The sequence below is a fragment of the Latilactobacillus graminis DSM 20719 genome, assembly GCF_001436415.1.
Lineage (GTDB): Bacteria > Bacillota > Bacilli > Lactobacillales > Lactobacillaceae > Latilactobacillus > Latilactobacillus graminis.
This window is the reverse complement of sequence record NZ_AYZB01000033.1, coordinates 1-770: the sequence shown is the minus strand read 5'-3', so window position 1 is coordinate 770 and position 770 is coordinate 1. Positions and strand designations below refer to the sequence as shown.

At 50.8% G+C, this 770-nt stretch carries 8 tRNA genes; all 8 read right to left on the bottom strand.

What is annotated here, in order from left to right:
* A tRNA-Pro gene (locus FC90_RS05070) sits at positions 1-74 on the bottom strand.
* A gap of 5 nt (positions 75-79) precedes the next feature.
* Positions 80-153: transfer RNA gene (locus tag FC90_RS05065), tRNA-Arg, on the bottom strand.
* Positions 154-167: 14 nt separating this feature from the next.
* Positions 168-253 (bottom strand) — tRNA-Leu (locus FC90_RS05060).
* Positions 254-267: 14 nt separating this feature from the next.
* Positions 268-339, bottom strand: a tRNA-Gly gene (locus FC90_RS05055).
* A 7-nt stretch (positions 340-346) separates the two neighbouring features.
* Positions 347-419 (bottom strand) — tRNA-Thr (locus tag FC90_RS05050).
* A gap of 35 nt (positions 420-454) precedes the next feature.
* Positions 455-538 (bottom strand) — tRNA-Leu (locus FC90_RS05045).
* A gap of 22 nt (positions 539-560) precedes the next feature.
* Positions 561-633 (bottom strand) — tRNA-Lys (locus tag FC90_RS05040).
* A gap of 2 nt (positions 634-635) precedes the next feature.
* Positions 636-708: transfer RNA gene (locus FC90_RS05035), tRNA-Val, on the bottom strand.
* Positions 709-770 lie beyond the last annotated feature (62 nt).

Here is a 770-nt window from a genome sequence, read left to right as displayed (position 1 = left end):
TCGGGAAAACAGGATTCGAACCTGCGACCCCCTGGTCCCAAACCAGGTGCTCTACCAAGCTGAGCTATTTCCCGTTATATGCACCCAGTAGGAGTCGAACCTACAACCTTCTGATTCGTAGTCAGACACTCTATCCAGTTGCGCTATGGGTGCATTTTTCATTATGATGCCGAGGACCGGAATCGAACCGGTACGGTAGTCACCTACCGCGGGATTTTAAGTCCCGTGCGTCTGCCAGTTCCGCCACCCCGGCTTAATCATAATGAAAGCGGAAGACGGGATTCGAACCCGCGACCCCCACCATGGCAAGGTGATGTTCTACCACTGAACTACTTCCGCATCTTAATGCCGACTAGACGATTCGAACGCCCGACCCTCTGATTACAAATCAGATGCTCTACCAACTGAGCTAAGTCGGCATAATAAGATAACTTTCATTGAATATTCAATTGAATGCGGGTGAAGGGACTTGAACCCCCACGTCTATAAAGACACTAGAACCTAAATCTAGCGCGTCTGCCAATTCCGCCACACCCGCATTTGGCGTGTAACTTGGCCGATGAGTCGTGACAGGCTCGAACTGTCGACCCTCTGATTAAAAGTCAGATGCTCTACCAACTGAGCTAACGACTCAATGGAGGTTACAGGGCTCGAACCTGTGACCCTCTGCTTGTAAGGCAGACGCTCTCCCAACTGAGCTAAACCTCCATCAATAAAAAGCGCGGCAACGTCCTATCCTCGCAGGTAGTTTCCCACCAACTACTATCGGC